We start from the raw sequence: 20,973 nt of genomic DNA, 5'->3' as shown, positions 1-20,973 counted from the left end.
TTTCCTTATTTATTGCTGAAAATAAGTGGTCAATGCTTCTGTCAAACTTGCAGCGATTTGCTGCTGATAACTGTCTGTTACTAATTCCTCTAAATCACCATCATTATTCATATAACCCATCTCGATTAAAATAGAAGGTTGAAGATTTTCTCGAAGAACTTGATAGTTCCCAGTGGAGATTCCTCTTGAATCCAGAGGCAGATCAGTGAAGGAATCAGCGATTGTTTGAGCTAATGTTTCCTCTTGTCCATAGTAATAATATGTCGTGATCCCAGTTGCTTCATTCGCATATTCCGTAGAGTCTGCGTGTAAACTGATAAAGACATCTGCCTTTTTTTCTTCACTGTAGTCGCATATATCTCCAAGCTGTACTAATTCATCTGTAGTGTGGGTCAAATAAACCGTTGCTCCAGCATCCTCTAGCGCCTTTTTTACTTTTATGGCTGTACTTAATGTTATGTCCTTTTCTTCTGTTTGTTCATCATTGCTTAATGCCCCAGTATCATTTCCGCCATGCCCAGGATCTAATACAATCACTGCATCAGATAACTCTTTCGGTTTTGTTTGTATATTCTTTGTGACTTTGGTTCCATCTTCGAGGGCTAAATATCCAGTATAGCCATCATTTGTCTTAATCTGATAAGCATTTTTTGTTTCGGAAAGAAACTCCGTCAGTTCTCCGCCGTTTATAGTTGCTAATGGGGTAGTTAGCGAGTCATCTGTATATAGTGTACGGTCATTTTTTCCGATTTTGACTAATGTCTCTTGTTTTGTGTCATCAGATGATTCCTTTGTCTTTGTAACCGTACTGTTCGTACTGCTGACCGTTTGCCCAACTATCTTTTTTTGACCAAAAACATCTATTTGAAAACAGATAATAATGATAATGATTGCACATACAAAAGCTCCAATTATTTTTTTCATTCTTGACTCTCACCTCGTAGATCCAGACTAAGGGTCAAAACTTAAAATCAGCTTAAGTACGCAAAAAAGGAGCTGCGACAAACGTTTTGTCACAGCCCCGTGTTTTCAAATAAACAGCAAATTTAACCAATCAGTTCCCATGCGCCCCACTCATTAGAACCTGGTTCTTCCCCTTGATTCCACCACTTTGCCTGGTAAACTTTCCCTTGATAAGTGACGATGTCTCCCTTGACATAAGCTTTTTCTGGGTGCCATTCTTCGTATCCTGGAGCAGGGTCTTCGCTTTTCGTTGTGATCGTTATCGGCAAGCTTTTCTCAGATACATTTCCAGAAGCGTCAAATGCACTGACTGTATAAGTGTACGGTGTATTTGTCTCCAAACCTGTATCTGTATATCGAGTATGAGCTGTTTGTGCTACACGCTGACCATCACGATAGATGTAATAACCTGCCACCTGATTATTGTCTGTTGATTCTTCCCAACTCAAAGTAACTTGTGTTCCTTGAATATCTGAAACAGCTAGATTTTCGGGTACAGATGGTGGTTGCGTATCAGATGGATCTGGTACCAGTTCTTTTCCATAGATGACTTGCCGATTGATTTCCGCTCCTTCATCTCCGATTCTTTGGACTAACTCAATATGGCCAATTCGATCGACTGTTGGATTCTCATCACTTGATCTTAATCTAAATTCATAAGAAGCATCTGGCTCGATATGTTTACCGTCATATACAGAAGCTAAATCAATCACGACATATCCATTTTCTATCGTTACTGTTCCAGCTTTGTAATCTCCGGCACTTAGGCTTTCAGCTGAATGGATTGGAATATATAGTTTAGGGAATTTGATTGTTTCTTGGGCTAATTCCACTGCACTCAATACACTAGAAGTTTCGTTAAGCTGCTCGTTATTCTTGATAGTGATGTTATAACCATTCGCACCATATTCATTATAAGTAGAAATATCTACATCAATCGCTAACGGGGAGGAAACTATTTCTTGTTCTGACAGCTTTTCGTCACCGAATAATCCTTGTTTGATCGCATTAGTCAGCTCGTCTCTCTTACTACTGTTAGTTTCCTTATCTTGTGATTGCATCCAGGAGATTACTCCACCTAATTCATTTTCTTTTACATATTCTGCTTTGTAGCTGACAGATCTGACATTGTCATAAGTAAAGAATTCTCCTGTTGTTTTACTGTACATATAAGGTGCTTTCGCTACATCATCCCAATATTCTTTTAAGTCTGCTGTTTGATCAATCAAATCAGCGATATTCCGATAAGGCCAGACGCCGCCAGCTCTACCACCATTTCCTGAAACAAGATCGTTTTTGTTTTTGGCACCGTAAGAAGGTGTTTGATCGGCATCTTGGTTGCTTGCTTTTGCTGATTGGAACAAACCAGGCAGCTCTTTGTTATCCCCGCTTTCTACCTCATGCCAGCCGCGTGTATAAAAAGCTGCACCAATCACGATTTTGTCGGAAGGAGCTCCTTCTTTTTGTAAAAATTTGACTGTCTGATCGACAGAAAGACCTTCTTCATAATTAGGATCAGCTGGATTGCCATAAAGTGCCGTATGATGAGCACTGTTTGGACTCCATGCCCCATTCAAATCATAGGTCATGATATTGGCAAAATCTACCACAGAGAATAATTTAGGAATGTCAATCCCATCATTTAATTTTTCTCTTGAAGAAGGAAGCGCTACAGATAATTCATATGTTTTCCCTAACTTTTCTCCTTGTTGATCAATTGACTCGCGAATCTCTTTTAAAAGCGTGATGTAATTCTCTTTATCTTCCGGTTTTGCATGTGGTGTTCCTTCATCGTTTACATTATCTACTAGATCTGGCTGACGGACATCAGCTGGATATTCCCAATCGACATCGACAAAATCCATATTGGTATACTTAATAAATTTCGTGATATTTTCTACTAGATTTTTACGTTTTACTGGATCAGCTGCCACTTCTGAAAAGTCTCCTGATTTTGACCATCCACCTAAAGATACGCCTATTTTTAGATTTTTATTTTTGCCGCGTAAATCTTGGATTGCATTCAAAATCCCAGAACTTGGTGTGTTCCATCCTACACCAGGTTGTTCTAAAGATGCACCCACTGCAGCATCTGCATCTGTAAATTCCAGATTCCCCTCGCTATCAAAATCTAAGAAGGCAAAGTTCAAATGTGTTAGCTGATCCGCTGGAATATCTTGAGGAAGAAATTTCCCTTCACCATCCCAGATGGACCAATCTCCATAATACATGACATTCCGGTATTCTTTTGCTTGAACAACTTGAGCTGTTTCTTCGGCATAGACAGAGTCTTTTTGTCCTAATAACGGAGATGTGACAGACATCACCGAAGAAAATAACATTACTGCTAAACTGATTTTTTTCATTTTTGACATATTTTGAAGCCTCCTTTTGTCTATTCGTTGTGATTCATCCACCAAATAAATAGTTTCTTTCATTCTACAAACAATTAATTATTTTTGTTATTAAATAAAAACACCTCCTAGATTCCCGACAGAACAAGCGCACCAGAAACATTGACTTTATAATTACAAATAAATAGTAACATTCCGGAATTAAGTTTGCAAACGTTTTCTTTTATATTTCGTTCGTTATTTATAAGTAAATAAAAACTACTTTTTGGTTAAATACCTTTTGATAACGATTCAATTAGAATGAAATAATAAATAAAATATTCCTTGATAATTATGAGAGAATAACAAAGTTTTATGCATGAAAAACTAGCCGTATAAAAAAGAAACAAGATACAACGATTTTCGTCATATCTTGTTTCTTTACCTAACTATTTTTCTCCACATATAACAGCTTTACGTTTGTCCTAACACACCATTCAAATATAAATCGATCAATTGTGCCACATTCAGCGGTTCTTCTACAGGTCTTTTTGATCGAGTGATGTACGGTGCCAACACTAAGAAAAAATGCCTTGCTGCAATTTCTTTGGAAATCCCACTTCTTAACACGGATTGGTTTGTTGAAAAAATTTCTTCAAATGGTTCACGATAATTTTTCTTCCATAGAAAGAAAAGATGATCTCTCGTTTCACTGGAAAGATTGCTTTCAAGGTCGTGAAGCATCAGAAATAAATCAACAAGATGCGTCTCAATCAAAAATTGAGCCATTTTTGTCAACGTCACTTGAAATCTCGTTTCGCTTGTTTGGACGATTTCTCTCAACGCTTTCCCAACATCTTCTAAGTGCTTTTCTAATACTGCTGTATATAACTTTTCTTTATCACCAAAATAGTGATAAAGATTGGGCTGGGTGATCCCAACTTTTTGTGCGATCTCTCTTGTTGAAGTACCGAGATAGCCCTTGGACATGAACAAGTCAGTCGCTTCTTTTAAAATTTTTTGTTGCGTGTCTTTATTGTATCGATGGACCATTTTCCCACCTACTTTTTGGTTATTCTTTTTCTTTCAATACACCATCCTCCATCATAAATATTCTATCGCATTTGTCAATCAACCGTGTGTCGTGCGTCACCATGATTGTTGCTTTATTTTTTTCTTTTGATTCTTTTGCCAAAATATCGACTACTTCTCTTGCCTTTTCTGAATCCAAACTGGCAGTTGGTTCATCTGCTAGAATAATAGACGGATCATTGTACAATGCACGAGCAATTGCCACCCTTTGTCTTTCACCACCAGATAGTTCTTCTGGATACTTGTTGATCAGCTTATCCACGCCAAGCTGCTCAAATAATTCTTTTGCTTCTTTTTGCCGATGTTCATGTTTGATTTTATCTACTAATAATAACTGCTTTTTCACTGTCAGAAAAGGAACCAGATTTGATGCCTGCAAAATAAAACCAATTTCTTTGAAGCGGAGTTTAACACGTTCGCTTTCTTTTTGATTACTGAATTCCTGATCATTGATAAATACAGAGCCGCTGCTAGGTGTCTGCAATCCGCCTGCTAAAGTCAAAAAGGTACTTTTTCCTGAACCAGAAGGACCGATGATTGCAACAAATTCCCCTTTATCGATACTCATTGTTGTTTCTTTCAATGCTTTTACTACTTGGTCGCCATCTTGGAAACTTTTTTCTACTTCTTTAAATTCTATTGCTTTCATGTTCTTCCTCCTTCTTATCCAATGGCCTTCAGCGGATCGATTTTCACGATCGTCCGAACAGAAAATAGTGCGCCTAACACAGCCACTACCAACATCAACAAGCTAATGATGCCAAAAAATAGCCAATTGCTTTGGAATGGAACCGCATCAGGTAGAACAAGAGATGTTCCCACTGTTCCCACTAGACCAAGAAGAATACCAACAAAGGATAAAATGAATGTTTGTGCCACTACAGAGCGTGCAATAAATCCTCCCGTGATTCCTTGGGCTTTCATTACACCAAAGATATTGATTTTTTGCATCGTCAGTACATAAATAAAAATCCCGATCACGATAGCCGCAATAACAATCAAAAAGCCAATCATAAACCCAAAAGTCAATACTTGTGCATTGTATCCAGGTAATTCATTGATGAATTTAGAAATTTTGATCTGTTCCAAGTCTTCAGGTAAATCGTTGATTTTTCCTCTGACAACTATTGCATTGATCCGTGCATTCTCACTTGTGTCTTCTTTTTCGAAACGGATTTGTTGGTAAGCATTGATGGTCGTATAAAGAACCGGTGAAACATTAAACTTGGCATGATCCGTAAAACCAGTTAGTTTAAACGTCTTATCACTACCAGATAACTTAACCGTATCTCCTACGGCTAGACCGTATTCTTCCTTCAGGCTAATATCGCCTATTGCCTCATCATCGTTATTAAAAGCTTTTCCTTCAACAAGATTCGGCATGATGAACTGATCTTTATCGATACCAAAGAAGCTAACATTGATTTTTCCTTCTTCTGTACTGTCTTTACTAGTCACGACTCCAGGTGTTTGGGCAAGATACGCCACTTTCCCACCTTCGACTTCTTCTGCGGTCTTCTTAGTAATCATGGACATCCCTAGATTTGAATTTGCATCTTTTGAAAGAACGATCGAATCTGCCTCCCACTTGTCAACCGCCGTTCGATTGTCTTGAGCTAACCCATAAGCTAACCCGGTCAAAAAAAATACCAAGTAGGCGATTAAAAACATCACCCCTGCAACTAATGCGTAACGTAACTTTGAATGCATAATTTCATTTAATGCTAAAAACATTTAATTCCTCCTCTTGAAATAATTATTTTATACAATAATTTTATCACTTGATAAATTTTTGGCGAATATTATGCTCAAAATATATTTTCGCTTTTTATTATATCTCCTTATGATGTCTAAACGCTTTTTAGTTAGTATTTTTCAGTTTTTTTATTATAAAAATAGCATTTCACATAATAAAAGACCGTGATGTTTCTCACGATCTTTTTTCTACTCTATTGCGATTTGCTCTCTTAGCTAGTACTTTAAAAGCTAACTCATTGAGATAGTGGAAACATGGGGTATATTCAGCCAAAAATCCAAAGTTTTCAACTGCTAACTGTGGAATCGTGGTTTTTTGTTTCACGATATCAGCAAGTAAGTTCAAATCTGATAATAAAAATTCTTTGCTTATCAGCTGTCCGCCAATGATTTCTAATGTATCTGGATGATAGATCAGCTTTGCATTTACTGTTTTATTTTCTTCATAGTATTGTGGAAATAGGTCAAACTCTCCTGAACAAGAACAGGCACTTTGTTCCAAAAATGGTGCTTCGTCTTCTGTCAACCCAACAGTTCCTAAAAAGTGGTCGGTAATGACCGTTGCTGTTATCTTTTGTTTGAGATCATACGCAGTCGGCTGCTCGCACAAAGTCAACGCTACCGCTCTCGCCATATGTACAGCTCGAGTAACTAAGGGCAAAAAGAGATGCCGTTCATTCTTGTCAAAACTGACTGGAACGATATCACCAATCGCATAGATATCCGAATCACTTGTCTGCAGGTATTCATTGACCATCACAGTGTCGTCCTCATACAATGCCACTTTGTCTTTTAACAATGACGTATTTGGACGAGTTTGAGCAGAAAAAATGACGATATCTGTCTTCAGTGTTTGAGACAAAAGTTGTACGGATACTACTTCTTCTCCTGATTTTTTCCAATCAATCAAAAATTCATTTGGATGAAAGTTGATTTGCTTGGTTTTTAGCTGATTTTGAAAACTGCCAATCATATCTTTATCGAAGTATCTTGATAAAACATTCGGCATGTAATCAACTAAATGAATCATATGTCCCTTATTTCTCAAAGCATCTGCTAATTCTAACCCAATATAACCAGCACCAAAAATCACTACTTCTTTTGCTTCTTTCAAAGCGGCAAGTACTTGTTTAGATTGCACTAGATTTTTATAGGTATAGACATTTTCAGCTTCAATTTGTTTATATAAAGTGGCAGGAGATGAACCTGTTGCCACGATTAGTTTATCATAGGTTAGGGTTTCTTTTTTTCCTTCCTCAGAAGTGAGGATGAGCTGATGTTTGTCTGGATCAAGTTCAGTTACTCTCCATTCCGTGATCAGTTTTGCACCACTTGCTTGAAGAGTCCGCTCGTTGTTGACAGCTTCAGCTAAACTATGTATCTTTCCTTTTAAATAAAGATTGATCCCATTTGAAACATAGCCTAACCCATCTTTGTGATCTTCATCGATCAACAGAACTTCTGCTTCCGGTTGAAGTTTTCGTAGATTTAGGGCAGCGGTGATGCCTACATGGGAAGCACCAATGATCACGATTTTCATGTTTTATTCATCCTTAAATTCAATTTTTCTAAATAGCATTCTTTTAAAAATTGGTTCAAATAGGGAAAATCATAGTTAAATTCATTACTCGTAAATACAAAAACTTTAGCGGACTTCTGTGACGGGTATTCTTTCAATTGGCTAGTCAAAATGACATCATATTGCTTGTCTTTCTCGTATTCGACTAAATCATATTTGATCGTATTCAACAACTGTTCTTGAATGATTTCTTTCACGATATCCGCCATTAGCCTTTCGTAAGGAAGATCATAAGCAATTTGCAAACGCAATTCCAATTGCTTGATTAGCGTTCGTAAAATAGATGCATAGCGAGCAAATAATTCAAAACGAGCATTTTCCTCGTCTGCTTCAGTAAAATCTACAATAGCAAATGTTTGTCTGACCAGCCTTTCGCATAAAACAAGGAATTGTTTATCTTCTACTTCAGTTAACCGTTGTTTCAATCCTTCTTGACCAAAAATATTCATCCATCCTCTAAAATAGGCAAAATGAGCGTGATTTTGCATCACTGTCAACGCAATCTTTTGCGAAATCTCTTCTGGAAAAACATAGAAAGAAAAATATTCTTCTATCGATTGTTTAAACGTTCGATTCAATTGAGCCACTACGTCATCTTTGTATTTTTCGCTTATCAAAAATTCCTGAACATGTGAATTATGTGTATCTAATGTAAAGTTACTGATCATGAAAAGATAAAAAACCAACGTTTCGTTTTGGTCCCAAGGAAAGGCATATTGAAAGAAATAACGGGTCAAAAATGTATGAAGCTCCAATAAAAATTGTGTCGTTTGAAACAATCCAACAGGAAGATTACTATAATCTGGTTTGGCTTTTTTCGTACAGCGCATCCGTTTCTTCATAATGGAAAGCCATATTTCAAATTTCAGTCGTCCTTCTTCTGTAATGGCGAAACTGAACTCTTTTTGTAGCAGATCTAAAAAAGTGTTTCCTGATAAATCGCTGTATTCTTTTTTATTTTCAAGGTAGGGGTGACCAAACCAAAATAATTGAAAATAGAAATAGCGGATTTGATTTTCTGGGCCAGTCAAACGCCCGCTTTTTATTTTCAAATGAAACTCTTTTAAAGAATCATTTAATTCCTTCACTCTACGCGACAAAGTAGCCGAACTGATATTAAGTTCCATAACAAGTTTCTGCCGATCAAATGAGCCATATTCTAACAGATAAAGAAGGATTTGATATTTTGTAGAATAGCGCAAGTAGCAATGATAATAAACATCGATAGCTGCTATATTGCCATGTCTGATCAATAAAATATTTCCTTCTTGAATAACGATTTCCAGTTGTTCGATGTTTTCCAAGCTAGTTTGTAAATAAAATAAATCTTCTTTCAAGGTAGACCGATCGATTGATAAGCGGGCAAGTACGTTATTAACAGAGATCTCTCCTTTTTCCTCTAATAAAAGTTGAAAAAGTTTGATTTGCCGTTGTTCATTTTTTTCAAGCAAACTGAAAAGTTCCAAGTCCACTCCTCCAAGCATTTCTGATATTAACAGCAGAAGTTTCCTTCTCACCCTTGAAAAAGAGGATCTGCGACAGTTGTCACAGATCCATACAAATTCTGATCACTTAGCTTGACGGACCAGCTGATAGTTCCCATGTGATCGTGCCTTGATACCTTACGCCAGGTTGAGCGTTCGTACTGCTATTTACCTCTAAGAGTAAACCATCGGTATCGGGAAAGTCAACGAGAACCTCTCCTTTAGCTGTACCATCACTTTGATAAATCAACGTGTTTTGTCCTTGCTGGATCAATTGCTTTGATCCAGCACGATTAAAATACAATTTTGTTCCGCTTAATTCTTGACCTTGATCATTCTTAAATGAAGAAGTCAATGTACCTGTCAGTTGCCAAGGAGACGTGCTTGGAAGCCGAGTATCCCGTACATCAAAAGAAAAATCGCCTTTTGCTTCATAATAACTGGTCTTCAACGGTTTGGGGAGATCATTGCCAAATGTAAAATCATCTGGTACATCAACTAATGTCAATTCTTGTTTGGGGACAAGAATTGTTTTAGAGGATGTTTGGACAATCGGGTTAGGAAGCTTAGCACCATCTGCTAATGTAATATTGCTAGAAAGTACAGCTGCCTTTGTCGGTATGCTGACAGATTGCACAGAAGTATCTACAGTATTTAATTGATAGTTGTAAGTAAGATGAATGGTATCGCCGACTTTGCTCAATAAATCTGCCGGGACAGAAACTCCTTGTTGAACGCCAGTATCTGCGACAGTTGTATCATTTAATTTTAAGGTGCCATTGATATAAGTAGTATTTTCTGGAAGTGAGACCGTGATTTTTTTGTCGGTTATCGCATCCCCAGATTTTGTCAACGTGAATGTCACATCTTCTTGTATCGTATCCCCTGATAGTGCAGATAAGGGAGTTCCTTCATCCGGTTGTCTGCTAAGATTTTTTAGCTGGCTGTCTGCACTCACTGATGGAAAATTAGCCACTGTTATTTGGGGAAGAGTGGTGATTCCCGCTTGTTCAGACTGCCATTTGTACGCAAAAGACGGATACAGGTTAGTAAGCACATCGTCCACCAAGCGATAATCAAAATAATATTGCCCTGAAGCCAAAGCAGGTAGTGTAGAAGTAGCTGTAGTTGTGCCGCCATTATTTGATGAGATCGTTTGGAAAAGTTGATCTGTCCATCCTGCCGCTAATTTTTGGGTTCCTTTCGAATAAAGCCTGTAATGGATCGACCCCGTTTTTAATTCAGTTGCTGACCAATTGGCCGTGACTTGGTACGGCGCAGGGGAAAGGAGCTTTCCCCACTGACTATCAGCTGTTAAATTTGTTGGTAAAACCGTACCGTCTAGCTTATACTGCTCCAATACCTTTAAAGCAACGGGAGAAAGCAATCCACCTTGCGCATCTTTCCCGCTATATAAGATATTGGTTGACTGATTCAATCCACTTGTGCTTGCTGGAGTATGAGTCAGTGTTGCACCTTGTGTGACATTTTTTCCTGTAAAATAATTGACTACACGATCAAAGCGAGTAGATGGTAGTTGATCAAAACGTCCTTCAGTCAACCCCATCGTTAGTGTTCGATTATTGGTTGAGCCTGGAAGGTTCTGGTTATTCCCATCCACGTATTCTGTAGTATCAGCAAATGTATTATATTTTCCTGTTGAATCACTTGGTGAAATGTAACTATTCCACGTATTTATCTCTGCACTTGCAGAAAATGCATATGCTCCTGGATTCAATTTTCCACCAGTTAATTTAGGATAAAATCGACCTGCAGCTGGAGCTATAATCGAATTGAACATACGATCTTGGATAATATTATTCGAGTCATAAAAATCAACAGAAAAAATGGCCTTTTTAGACATAGAAGGTTGTAATTTACCCTTGGTCAAAATTTTGTTTGGACTCGTATCATATTTATCTCCGTTTTCTGTCATCTTCGCGACATTAGCTGTAATATCAAATTGAAGCGGGACATCGTCAACATTGAACTCGCCTCGCGTAATAATAGCGATGATATCTGCCAACAGAGTATTTGTATCCCACGAACCCATCCCGAAACGTAAGGTATGGCTTCCTGCTGATAATAAACTTCCGCTAGTAACCTTGATGGGGGCACCGGCAATATACAAGTAGGCGTTGTTCCAGTCAATTGCTTTTAATACATCACTGCTTGATACATGTTCCGGTAAATTGATGATTGCAACGAAGGCAAAACCTTGTGCAGTGATATTCACCAAATCAAGTACATTTGTTAGTTTCACATGGCTTTCCCAATGAAAATGGACCGTGCCACCTTTCCAAGGATCATTTGAACCATCGTTCAAATAAGTAGCAGTCAATTTAGGCAACTGGTTAGCCCCAGTTAGTTGGACAAGCTTCCCGCCATTCACTGCACTACGTCCACCATTTGGAGGTACGATGTTTTCGTATGTGTACGGATCATAAGAAATGGTAGGAGGCGTTGCTCCAACAGCTTCTGCCGAAGGTGAAAAGATAAATATACTTAAAACAAAAAGCGAAGTAAAAAAGAAGGAGCGAAAAAATGTAAATTTATTTTGTAGCAACATGTTCATCCTCCTTTTCCTTTCTTCTCCATAACAACAACCACGCAAGAAGCCATAATTCTATACCAATAATCAAATAAAGAACACGGATCCTTTGTTCATTCGTCTCCGGGAATACGCCATGTTGATTAGCTTCTTTATAAATCGATGGCTGTGTCTGCTGTTTTGATGCGCCATTGACTGAACCACTTGGATGCGGAACTGGACTTAGATCATAAAATGTAATCGTGCCTGAACTTTTGGTATCTGCTTGGACTGGCTCTTGCCAGCTGAAGAACAGCAAACTTGCAATAATCCCTCCTAATAAGATTGATGTTTTCAACGAAATCACCTCATCGTATTGTTTCTCCTTTTTTCTTTTTCTTGTGGATCCACAAAAACAGCAAAATCAACAGTAACACTAGAACTGCAGCAACCAATCCTACATAAAGCCATGGGAAAGATTGTTCTTGTACTTCAAAAACGGAATTTTCATTTACTTTCTGTGCTTTTTCTTTTTTGATCGTAAAGTTTTGTGTAAATCGCCATTCATTACTGTCACCTGATTTTGCTATGATTTCTGCGCGGTAATCACCAGCTTTTGCTTTATCACCAGCTAAATCAAGATTCAAGTGAAAATTCGAATTTGGTGCAACTAAAAATGCATTAGACGTATTTTCAATATAAAGCTGATTTTCATAATAGATCTTGCTCGTAAATATCAAATTGCTGATAATCGTAGGCTGAGGATTTTGGAAACGAAGCTGAACAGTGGGCTTTGCATTGACCTCGTTCAAATCTCCTGATAAAAGTTTCAGATCCGGTTCTATCGTCTCTTGACTTTCTTGTAAAACGACTGCGAGATTATAAGCAATACGATTTTTGATTTGTGCTCCTTCTGTAGCATTTTCTGCTTCAGCTTCTTCTTTAGGTGAAACATGAATACCCGCTAATACACGTCCCTTAAAGCTTTTAGCTGGGATTTTTACTTCTACAGGTACAGTTGTTTCAGCATGCGCTGGTACATTGACTTCCTTTTTCGCAACAATCAAAACGTCACGGACATCAAACGGCAAAGTCCCATCTAGCGTTGGTTTTTTTTGACTATAATCGATCGTTCCACCATCACTCGTTACCGCCGGATTAACAGAAAGCTCAAATGTACGTTCTTGATCTGAAGAATTGCTGATAATTACTTCCAGTGTCTGATTTTGTTCCGGTGCCACTAATAAATCAAAATAACCGATTGCTTTATCTATTTGATTCTCTGGAAATACCGGTTTGATCCCAAAGTCTCCTGCTGAATCCTCTGCTTGACTGATTGACGGAAAAATGAAAAATAGACTTAAAATAGAAAAAAACGAAACAAACAGTCGTTTACTTTGATTCATTGTCCACCACATCCTTTCAACAACAACTACGGTAAAAAGATTCTTCATCCATAGTATTTTCACCGCAGTTTGTTGAATTTATTTCATATTCTATGCTACTGGGCCAGCCACGAGATTCCAAGTCAAATCAGCCGTGAATGTTCCAGCTGCTGCTTTAGGCACTTTCAGCGTGATATTTGCTGGATCATAAACAGAAAGCCATGTTCCCAGACCTTGGTCTTTTGCTGCTGTAAATATTGGTGTCGCTGCACTTGCTTTACTCAATCCAGTCACAGCTTGACTAGTTGGTGCAGTGGCTTCGTTATCTGACGTACTTTTCACAGTGGATGTCCCAAAATCCAATTCAGCCCCTTGCAAAATTTGTGAACCGTTTACAAAATCTGAAACCGAAACTGTCACGTTCCACCCTTGTGCTTGCCCGTCTGCACCTACACCTCGACGATCTGATACTTGGAGATAAGGTGTATCATTTTTTGAAGCATCTACTTGATATGTTTTTGTTCCGCTTTCAATCTCGTGTGTACCAAACGGCAATTCGGGAACTACATCCAGTGTTAAAGGACCTGTCTGGCCAGTTGCTGGATTTTCCGGATCTGCCGGATCTACTGGTTTTGAAGGGTCAGTAGGGTTAAGAGGCTCCACGGTATTTGTTGGTTCAGTAAAGGTAATATCTCCTTTTGAAGTTGCTTGACCTTCAGCAAAAGCTGGGGTTGCCAAGCCGCCTAGAAGAAGTGTTGAAAGTAATAATGTCCCAATCATGTTCTTTTTCATAATAAATCACTCCTTTTTCTTAGTGACCTAAGTATAGTAGAGACAGCATGCAAAAAATCCTCATGAATTCATCCGCTTACTTGAAATTCTGACCCTTTTTGTATAAAAGAGAAAAAAGCAATAAAATCGTTTACATGAATATTTTTCTTTTTTATTAAGTATGAAAAAACATTTCAATTTTCTTTTTTTCGTTTCAACTTATTCTATTAATGGCATCTCTGACCCATACAAATAGGAGTACGGCTTCAACTGCCGCACTCCTATTGTTTTCGTCATTTGTATCTTAAATAAAACGATTCTCACGCAATTTTATTTTTTTGATATCTTCTACTGTTTGTGTTCCAGCTAATTGCATGACCATTTCCAATTCTGTTTTAAAGAAATCAAACACTTGACGGACTCCTGTGCTTCCTCCTAAAGACAATCCATAAATAACGGGTCTGCCAATAGCAACTAGATCTGCACCTGATGCGATTGCTTTGAAAACATGCTGTCCGCGTCGTACACCGCTGTCAAACACGATTGGTACACGTTTATCTACTGCATCTGCCACATATTGCAACGAATCAAACGCTGCAGGACCACCATCTAGTTGACGGCCGCCATGATTAGATACCCAGATTCCGCCAGCACCCGATTCTAATGAACGATAGACATCTTCTTCTGACTGGACACCTTTCACATAAACTGGCAAATCAGAATGAGCAGCAATAAATTCTACATCTTTTGGACTAAGCTTCTGTTTGGAAGATTTGTACACAGCATCCATCGTTTGGCCTACTCCTGATTGATAAGCCTGAACGATTGGCATTGGCAGTGGGAAGGTAAACCCATTTCTGCGGTCTGTTTCACGGTTTCCTCCAACTGTTGCATCCGCTGTCAATACGATTGCTTTTGCTCCATTACGCTTGGCCACTTCAAGAATATCCAAATTGATTCCATTATCTTTGCTCATATAAAATTGAAACCATTGCGGTGCTTTCTCCCCTCCTGCTTCTCTTATCTCTTCTAAAGTACAAGAAGCATAAGAACTTGCTGTATAGATCGTCCCAAAATCTGCTACACCTTTTGCAGAAGCTTTCTCCGCCTTCACATGAGCTAAGCCATGAGCAGCAACTGGTGCCATGATGATTGGTGCAGTCAGCGTTTCTTCGTCAAAATGTGTAGTTGTATCGGGTAATTCTACATCTCTTAATACATGAGGAATAATCAGTTGATGATTGAATGCCCGTTCATTTTCTTGATAAGTAAATAAGTCGCCAGCACCACTGCTGATGTAACCATAACCACCAGCTGGAATCACTTGTGAAGCGGCTATTTCTAAATCTTCCATATTGATAAAATCCACTATTCCTTCATTTGTACCTGCTTGATACGTTTTTTCCATTTCAATGCCTTCCCTCTATAAAAAATTGAATGAATAATATGATAGCGTTTACACTTTTTATATTACTCTTCAGTATTGATACAGGCAAATAATCTGTTTACATTTCAGTCATTCCAGATGTCACTACTCTGAGAAAAATGTTTAAAACACAAATAGATAAAAAAAGCGATGGGACTTTGACAAAAGTCGTGTCAAAGTCCCTTTTACGAAATACTGTGTATGCCTATTGAAATAAGTGAGGATTGTTTCTTTGTGTTTCAATCGTTTCTTGCCATTCTTCGTTTAATTTTGGATTACCGTTTTCTTCCTTGAACGCATACGGTCCCAATCCAAAAAGCTCAGTTAGTATTTGATTCACGATTTCATATAGCTCGGTGTGATCGGACACATGATTATTGAAGATCATCTCATTATCACCACGTTTAAATCTCACATTCGGGCTCTCATGATGTACCTCTATGCATTTTTCCTCTTTTTTTAACTGACGGACTTCTGAAAACATCTCATAAATATCTTCTCCAATAAAACCTTCAGCAAGCGCCAGACTGTCCACAAGACCGCCTACTGTCAACTCAGAGATTATCGCTTTGTTGGCACCAAGCTTTAATGTATAGCTTGTTGCTTCTACTACGCCGCATGCATTGCAACCGCCTTCTGATAGTTCGCTTTTTCTGATCAATTGAACTTCTTTCATTTTCTGTTCCTCCTCTTAGTTTTCTACTTATGTATTTTTTTATCACCTGACGTAAGTGAATTTTATCGTCACGATCACGTGATTTATTCTTCAGAGATTCTATTTATCTATCTAACATATCTTTTATTCTTCTACTTTTCTTTAGCATATAAGAGATACGCATAGTAATCAAGCAAGGATTGTTGATATAAAAAGAACAAATACCGTTATTTTGATTTCTTTTGACTCTATTACTCATATAAATAAAATTTATTATACCTGCTCTTTTTGACTATATCCTCATCTGACTCCTATACTTCGTTTGTATTAAAACTTAGGAGGAATCATTCATGCTTACAGGGCTAAACTTATTAAATAATCCTTTTCTAAATAAAGGAACAGCTTTTACAAAAGAAGAACGGGCAAAATACGGAATCACTGGTATGCTTCCAAGTACTGTCCAAACATTGGAACAACAATCTGTCCAAGCTTACGGTCAATACTTAAGCAAACAGACCGATTTGGAAAAACGTATCTTCTTAATGAATCTATTCAATACAAACCGGACATTGTTTTATAAATTGATGGGCGAACATTTAGTTGAATTCATGCCTGTCGTTTATGATCCTGTCGTTGCGGATTCAATCGAACAATACAACGAAATTTTCTTGAAACCACAAGATGCTGCATTTCTTTCAATCGACGAACCAGAAAACATCAAAGCAAGTTTGAAAAACGCAGCAGATGGACGCGACATTCGTTTGATCGTTGTGACAGATGCAGAAGGAATCTTAGGTATGGGTGACTGGGGTGTGAACGGTGTTGACATCGCTATCGGTAAATTGATGGTCTATACTGCTGCGGCTGGTATCAATCCTGCACAGGTCTTACCTGTATCGATCGACGCTGGTACTAATAACGAAGAATTATTGAATAATCCATTATACTTAGGGAATCGTCATGCTCGTGTAGAAGGCGAAACTTACTACGAATTCATCGATCAATTCGTTCAATCAGCTACTGAATTATTCCCAGAATTGTTATTACATTGGGAAGATTTTGGACGAGGAAATGCTGCAACGATCTTAGAAAAATACGAAGATAAAATCACTACTTTCAATGATGATATCCAAGGCACAGGAATCGTTGTACTAGCTGGTGTATTAGGTGGATTGAATATATCAGGTGAGCAATTGAAAGATCAAACAATCTTGACATTTGGTGCTGGTACTGCTGGTGTAGGTATCGCAAACATCCTTTTAGATGAAATGATCCGTCAAGGTGTACCTGAAGAAGAAGCACGCCAACATTTCTATCAAGTAGATAAACAAGGTTTATTGTTTGAAGATACAAAAGGATTGACTCCTGGTCAAATCCCATTCGCTCGTAAACGCTCAGAATTCACTAATGCTGATGAATTGACAAACTTAGAAGCAGTTGTAAAAGCAATCCATCCAACGATCATGATTGGTACTTCTACCCAACCTGGAGCATTCACTGAAGAAATCGTGAAAGAAATGGCGGCTCATACCCCACGTCCAATCATCATGCCTTTGTCTAATCCAACAAAATTGGCAGAAGCAAAAGCAAAAGATTTGATTGAATGGACGGACGGAAAAGCTTTAGTTGGAACAGGTATCCCTGCTGCTGATGTGGAATATAACGGTGTAACTTACCAAATCGGTCAAGCAAATAATGCGTTGATGTACCCAGGATTAGGGCTTGGTTTGATTGCTTCAACAGCTACACGAGTAAATGCTGAAATCATTTCTCAAGCTAGTCGAGCATTAGGCGGAATCGTTGATGTAACAAAACCAGGAGCAGCTATCTTGCCTCCAGTAGCAAAAATCACTGAATTCTCTCAAACGATTGCTGAAACTGTCGCAAAATCAGTTGTTGCACAAAAATTGAATCGTGAAGAAATTACGGATATCAAAGAAGCAGTTGAATCTGCTAAATGGGTTCCTGAATATAAATCTTTAGAAGATTAAGATTGTTATAGTAAAAGAACATACAGAAACTTTGTATGACGTCTAAAAAGAAAAAAGCGACTGCGGCAAAACAGCAGCCAGCCAACTACTGCTCTTTTGCCGCTTCTCTTTGGCTTTTTTCATACGATACAGAATAAGAAAGGATCTGTAAAAATGGCACAAAAAACAACAACTGCAACTGCAGTTGAGGAAAAGAAAAAAGAAGGATTTTGGTCAACAAAAATTACCGGCGTAAGTTTGCCCCTTTATTTGATCATGGTTCTTGTCCTGATCATTGCAATGGCTTTAGGAAAATTACCGACGAATATGATTGGCCCAATCGCTGTTTTGGTCATTTTCGGTAATTTATTTCATTTTATCGGGACAAAAATCCCTATCGTCAAAAGTTATTTAGGTGGTGGCTCCGTCTTTGCGATTTTTGCCTCTGCTGCGATTGCTACATTTGGGATCTTACCTGAGTATGTAGTGAAATCCACAGAAAACTTTGTCAGCAATATGGGCTTTTTAGACTTTTATATTGCTGCCTTGATTACTGGTAGCATCCTTGGTATGAACCGTAATCTATTGATGAAAGCTTCTGTTCGTTTTATTCCTGTTGCACTTATTTCAATGGTCGTCTCCTTTTTTGCCGTAGGACTCGTAGGTATGCTTATCGGAAATGGTTTTGCAAATTCCGTTTTATATATCTCATTGCCCGCAATGGCTGGGGGGGTTGGAGCCGGAGCTGTACCTTTATCAACGATTTATGCAAATGTTTTAGGTACGGACGCTTCTTCTATCATTTCCCGCCTGATTCCTGCTACAGCAATGACAAATGTCCTAGCTATCATTGGTGCAGCGTTAGTTGCTCGTGCGGGACAATCAATGCCAAAATTCAACGGTAATGGTAAATTAATGGAAAAAGGCGACCTTGGCGATGGAAAACCTAGAAATGTAAAACCTTCCATTCCACAATTAGGTGTTGGTTTGATGGTATCATTGACTTTCTTCATCTTAGGACAAATCGGTAACTATTTTGTTCCTAAAGTCCATGCGTACGCATTCATGATCATTATCGTTGTTATCTGTAAAATCGCAAACCTATTACCAGAATATTACGAAGATGCAGCTATCATGTTCAACAACTTGATTGTCAAAAACTTGACAGCAGCTGTTCTTGCAGGTATCGGTATTGCGTTATTGAATCTGAATGTATTGGCTTCTGCTTTGACATGGCAATTTGTTGTCTTATGTTTGACAAGTGTTATCGCGATTTCAGTGGTTTCAGGATTTGTCGGTCGTTTGTTTGGTTTATATCCAATCGAATCAACTATTACTGCTGGCTTATGCAACAACTCGATGGGTGGTACAGGAAATGTAGCTGTCTTATCTGCAGCTAATCGGATGGAACTTATTGCTTTTGCTCAAATGGGCAATCGGCTTGGTGGTGCCATCGTTTTGATCATCTCAGGTTTCTTGATGCAATTACTTTCTTAGTCAAAAAAATACCTGATCATCAAGTAGCGGCTTGATGACCAGGTATTTTTTGATAAAAATTTACAGGATTTTCAAAAATCTTTTTTGCATTTTATCGGAATGAAAACCGATGTGTTCATAAAATCGGTGTGCTTCTACTCTGTATTCTGCAGAATTAAGTCTTATTGCTGATATTCCTCGTTTTTTCGCTTCTTCTTCTACGCCAGTCATCAAGGCCTTTCCGATTCCTCTTTTTTCAGCATGTTTAGACACAGCAAGTGCCATAATATTGAACATCGGATCGCTGAAAATCGATTCATAGGACTCCGCTTGTACATAGCCAGCTGCTTTTTTAGAAATAGGATCTTCATAAACCAAGAAAAAATTTTTTTCTGGCTCCTTCAACAGTTTCTTCATTTGTCTCACCGTAACAGTTAATGGTACATCATACCCTAATTGTTCCGCATTGATTTCTCGTAGTGCTTCTGCATCTCCTAAACGCATTTCCCGCAACATCCAAATCACCAGCCAATTTCTATTTTTTTGAATGAATTTTTTTATCACAGTATACTCCTTTTTTCATTTAAAAAAAGACTTTTCAGTGATTTTGACTTGCTTGAATCCAGATCCTTCTAATGTTTGCAAGATGACGAAAGCATTGTAAAGATTGATCAAAAGAACCACGATGACGATCGCTTGAAAAATAAAGGTCACTTTTTTTGGAGACAAAATCCTGCTAAATCTTGCTCCCCACAAACCTCCAATAATAGCAGCGGGGATAACATAAAACAACATAGATAAATCAAAGCGCATAAAGCTACTTGTTAAAGCAATCGTTACCAATTTTGCCAGTTGAGAAAAGAAAATCGTAGATAGAGAATATAGTGTTGCTTCTTTTATTGGCAATGCAAACATCAGCATCAACAAAGAAACATTGACTGGTCCACCACCAATACCTAAAAAGCTAGCTAAAAAGCCCAGAACTACCCCACATATAAGGTACCAAGTCCATGACGTCAAATGAAATTTTGGCTGATGATGCTTGGTGTAGAAGAACGCAAAAACCAAGGTCAATACCGTCAAAAAAATTTGAATCAGCTGCACATGCTTCTCATTTTCAAATAACTGTAAAAAAACTTCGAATACAATGTTGCCGACTACTCCTCCAACAACAGCTCCACTAGATACCCAACCGACAATCTGCCAATTCAGTGATTTCCCGCTTGATACTTGTCGCACAGTCGAAACAATGGACATCGTGAATACTGCAACTGTTGAGTAAAAAGAAATCCCTGCAACAGAATGGGCACCGATAAGATCAAGAATCGGTTTGATCAACACGCCTCCACCCATCCCGGAAATAGCGCCGACTGTGTTCGCCAGAACGATCACCACAAAATAAATCAGACCAATCATCTTGTATTTCCTTTCTCTTGTTTATCTCTTTTGGCGATTTTTACTCTTTTCTTTTATTATACAGTAAAAGAAACAAACGAGGCTTCGAAAGCTTTTCTACTTTTTAAGGAAATGTAGTGCTAAACGAAAAGAGGTTGT

The 20,973-nt window shown here is 38.1% G+C and carries 17 protein-coding genes; 2 read left to right on the top strand and 15 right to left on the bottom strand.

The window, feature by feature from the left end; genetic code table 11:
* Nucleotides 1–9: 9 nt before the first annotated feature.
* The 13 genes from ESP02_RS10225 to ESP02_RS10165 all read right to left on the bottom strand — a co-directional run bounded on the left by ESP02_RS10225 (nt 10) and on the right by ESP02_RS10165 (nt 15,994).
* Nucleotides 10–924: an N-acetylmuramoyl-L-alanine amidase gene (locus ESP02_RS10225; protein ID WP_002373163.1), complete on the bottom strand. Its 915-nt coding sequence runs from the start codon at nt 922–924 to the stop codon at nt 10–12.
* 122 nt (nt 925–1,046) lie between these two features.
* Entirely contained in the window at nt 1,047–3,338 is a 2,292-nt protein-coding gene (locus ESP02_RS10220; RefSeq protein ID WP_038398486.1) for a glycosyl hydrolase family 18 protein, read from the bottom strand.
* A gap of 432 nt (nt 3,339–3,770) precedes the next feature.
* Complete coding sequence (locus tag ESP02_RS10215) at nt 3,771–4,349, bottom strand: TetR/AcrR family transcriptional regulator (RefSeq protein ID WP_002373166.1); 579 nt, start codon at nt 4,347–4,349, stop codon at nt 3,771–3,773.
* Nucleotides 4,350–4,368: 19 nt separating this feature from the next.
* On the bottom strand, nt 4,369–5,037 hold the full coding sequence (locus ESP02_RS10210) for an ABC transporter ATP-binding protein (protein ID WP_002290906.1): 669 nt from the start codon (nt 5,035–5,037) through the stop codon (nt 4,369–4,371).
* 14 nt (nt 5,038–5,051) lie between these two features.
* Nucleotides 5,052–6,122: an ABC transporter permease gene (locus ESP02_RS10205; RefSeq protein ID WP_146926044.1), complete on the bottom strand. Its 1,071-nt coding sequence runs from the start codon at nt 6,120–6,122 to the stop codon at nt 5,052–5,054.
* Between the two features lie 196 nt (nt 6,123–6,318).
* Nucleotides 6,319–7,683, bottom strand: a complete 1,365-nt coding sequence (locus tag ESP02_RS10200) for an NAD(P)/FAD-dependent oxidoreductase (RefSeq protein ID WP_002373168.1) — start codon at nt 7,681–7,683, stop codon at nt 6,319–6,321.
* Nucleotides 7,680–9,206 (bottom strand): helix-turn-helix domain-containing protein, encoded by a 1,527-nt coding sequence (locus ESP02_RS10195; protein ID WP_080283894.1) that lies wholly within the window; start codon nt 9,204–9,206, stop codon nt 7,680–7,682. Before ESP02_RS10195 ends, ESP02_RS10200 begins: the two co-directional genes overlap by 4 nt.
* A gap of 88 nt (nt 9,207–9,294) precedes the next feature.
* Complete coding sequence (locus tag ESP02_RS10190) at nt 9,295–11,775, bottom strand: WxL domain-containing protein (RefSeq protein ID WP_002373172.1); 2,481 nt, start codon at nt 11,773–11,775, stop codon at nt 9,295–9,297.
* Complete coding sequence (locus ESP02_RS10185; RefSeq protein WP_025478385.1) at nt 11,759–12,094, bottom strand: hypothetical protein; 336 nt, start codon at nt 12,092–12,094, stop codon at nt 11,759–11,761. The genes ESP02_RS10190 and ESP02_RS10185 overlap by 17 nt, the downstream gene beginning before the upstream one ends.
* 10 nt (nt 12,095–12,104) lie before the next feature.
* The gene (locus ESP02_RS10180) at nt 12,105–13,142 is read right to left on the bottom strand and encodes a DUF916 and DUF3324 domain-containing protein (RefSeq protein ID WP_025478386.1); all 1,038 of its coding nucleotides are present in this window, start codon (nt 13,140–13,142) and stop codon (nt 12,105–12,107) included.
* Nucleotides 13,143–13,232: 90 nt separating this feature from the next.
* Nucleotides 13,233–13,913, bottom strand: a complete 681-nt coding sequence (locus ESP02_RS10175; protein WP_038398481.1) for a WxL domain-containing protein — start codon at nt 13,911–13,913, stop codon at nt 13,233–13,235.
* A gap of 283 nt (nt 13,914–14,196) precedes the next feature.
* A complete protein-coding gene (locus ESP02_RS10170; protein WP_002373180.1) occupies nt 14,197–15,300 on the bottom strand; it encodes an alpha-hydroxy-acid oxidizing protein in 1,104 nt (367 codons plus the stop codon).
* Between the two features lie 223 nt (nt 15,301–15,523).
* Nucleotides 15,524–15,994: a DUF4809 family protein gene (locus tag ESP02_RS10165; protein WP_002373182.1), complete on the bottom strand. Its 471-nt coding sequence runs from the start codon at nt 15,992–15,994 to the stop codon at nt 15,524–15,526.
* A gap of 329 nt (nt 15,995–16,323) precedes the next feature.
* Here ESP02_RS10165 and ESP02_RS10160 point away from each other — a divergent pair, with 329 nt between their 5' ends.
* Both ESP02_RS10160 and ESP02_RS10155 read left to right on the top strand, forming a co-directional pair.
* Nucleotides 16,324–17,964 (top strand): malolactic enzyme, encoded by a 1,641-nt coding sequence (locus ESP02_RS10160; RefSeq protein WP_002295057.1) that lies wholly within the window; start codon nt 16,324–16,326, stop codon nt 17,962–17,964.
* 153 nt (nt 17,965–18,117) lie between these two features.
* Nucleotides 18,118–19,440 (top strand): 2-hydroxycarboxylate transporter family protein, encoded by a 1,323-nt coding sequence (locus ESP02_RS10155; RefSeq protein ID WP_002308483.1) that lies wholly within the window; start codon nt 18,118–18,120, stop codon nt 19,438–19,440.
* Nucleotides 19,441–19,500: 60 nt separating this feature from the next.
* Here the strand turns inward: ESP02_RS10155 and ESP02_RS10150 are convergent, their stop codons facing one another.
* Nucleotides 19,501–19,935 carry a GNAT family N-acetyltransferase gene (locus tag ESP02_RS10150; protein ID WP_029682508.1) on the bottom strand — a complete coding sequence of 145 codons (435 nt, stop codon included), beginning with the start codon at nt 19,933–19,935 and terminating at the stop codon, nt 19,501–19,503.
* A 63-nt stretch (nt 19,936–19,998) separates the two neighbouring features.
* A complete protein-coding gene (locus ESP02_RS10145; protein ID WP_002326306.1) occupies nt 19,999–20,835 on the bottom strand; it encodes a sulfite exporter TauE/SafE family protein in 837 nt (278 codons plus the stop codon).
* Nucleotides 20,836–20,973 lie beyond the last annotated feature (138 nt).

It is taken from the genome of Enterococcus sp. NBRC 3427 (genome assembly GCF_007996925.1).
GTDB lineage: Bacteria > Bacillota > Bacilli > Lactobacillales > Enterococcaceae > Enterococcus_B > Enterococcus_B lactis.
The sequence above is the reverse complement of the archived record's forward strand: the minus strand, read 5'-3'. Positions and strand labels throughout refer to the sequence as shown.

Excerpts from the sequence above, each read along its gene's own strand:
- ESP02_RS10210 (WP_002290906.1), bottom strand. The coding sequence starts at position 5,037 with ATGAAAGCAATAGAATTTAAAGAAGTAGAAAAAAGTTTCCAAGATGGC.
- ESP02_RS10155 (WP_002308483.1), top strand. The coding sequence starts at position 18,118 with ATGGCACAAAAAACAACAACTGCAACTGCAGTTGAGGAAAAGAAAAAA.
- ESP02_RS10195 (WP_080283894.1), bottom strand. The coding sequence starts at position 9,206 with ATGCTTGGAGGAGTGGACTTGGAACTTTTCAGTTTGCTTGAAAAAAAT.
- ESP02_RS10145 (WP_002326306.1), bottom strand. The coding sequence starts at position 20,835 with ATGATTGGTCTGATTTATTTTGTGGTGATCGTTCTGGCGAACACAGTC.
- ESP02_RS10215 (WP_002373166.1), bottom strand. The coding sequence starts at position 4,349 with ATGGTCCATCGATACAATAAAGACACGCAACAAAAAATTTTAAAAGAA.
- ESP02_RS10190 (WP_002373172.1), bottom strand. The coding sequence starts at position 11,775 with ATGTTGCTACAAAATAAATTTACATTTTTTCGCTCCTTCTTTTTTACT.
- ESP02_RS10220 (WP_038398486.1), bottom strand. The coding sequence starts at position 3,338 with ATGTCAAAAATGAAAAAAATCAGTTTAGCAGTAATGTTATTTTCTTCG.
- ESP02_RS10160 (WP_002295057.1), top strand. The coding sequence starts at position 16,324 with ATGCTTACAGGGCTAAACTTATTAAATAATCCTTTTCTAAATAAAGGA.
- ESP02_RS10170 (WP_002373180.1), bottom strand. The coding sequence starts at position 15,300 with ATGGAAAAAACGTATCAAGCAGGTACAAATGAAGGAATAGTGGATTTT.
- ESP02_RS10180 (WP_025478386.1), bottom strand. The coding sequence starts at position 13,142 with ATGAATCAAAGTAAACGACTGTTTGTTTCGTTTTTTTCTATTTTAAGT.
- ESP02_RS10165 (WP_002373182.1), bottom strand. The coding sequence starts at position 15,994 with ATGAAAGAAGTTCAATTGATCAGAAAAAGCGAACTATCAGAAGGCGGT.
- ESP02_RS10200 (WP_002373168.1), bottom strand. The coding sequence starts at position 7,683 with ATGAAAATCGTGATCATTGGTGCTTCCCATGTAGGCATCACCGCTGCC.
- ESP02_RS10205 (WP_146926044.1), bottom strand. The coding sequence starts at position 6,122 with ATGTTTTTAGCATTAAATGAAATTATGCATTCAAAGTTACGTTACGCA.
- ESP02_RS10225 (WP_002373163.1), bottom strand. The coding sequence starts at position 924 with ATGAAAAAAATAATTGGAGCTTTTGTATGTGCAATCATTATCATTATT.
- ESP02_RS10150 (WP_029682508.1), bottom strand. The coding sequence starts at position 19,935 with ATGTTGCGGGAAATGCGTTTAGGAGATGCAGAAGCACTACGAGAAATC.
- ESP02_RS10175 (WP_038398481.1), bottom strand. The coding sequence starts at position 13,913 with ATGAAAAAGAACATGATTGGGACATTATTACTTTCAACACTTCTTCTA.